Source organism: Mesorhizobium sp. M1A.T.Ca.IN.004.03.1.1, from assembly GCF_003997555.1.
Lineage (GTDB): Bacteria > Pseudomonadota > Alphaproteobacteria > Rhizobiales > Rhizobiaceae > Mesorhizobium.
On the sequence record NZ_RZTV01000280.1, the window covers coordinates 1 to 275 of the forward strand.

1 protein-coding gene is annotated in these 275 nt (G+C 71.3%); it reads left to right on the forward strand.

Features of this window, described 5'->3' with window-relative positions; translation table 11 throughout:
• The coding region (locus EOD29_RS31695; protein ID WP_164763938.1) for a DNA2/NAM7 family helicase at nt 1–275 on the forward strand (275 nt) is incomplete at both ends.

Below are 275 nucleotides of genomic sequence, written 5' to 3' on the forward strand. Positions count from 1 at the left end.
GGTGGAGGCGGCACTCGCCGGGCGTTCCGATGTCACCGCGTTCGTCTCGCGGGATGCCGCCGAGCCTTTCGCCGTGCTGACGCTCGAGGAGTCCGTGGCCGAGAGCCGCGACCGCGTCGTGTTCTCGCTCGGCTTCGGGCTCACGCGCCACGGTCGCGTGCTGAGCGACTTCGGCGACCTCTCGACCCCGGACGGCGAGCGGCTCCTCACCGTCGGGATGACGCGTGCCCGTCGGTCCATGGTGATCGTCTCGTCGATCCGTCCGTCGGCGTTCG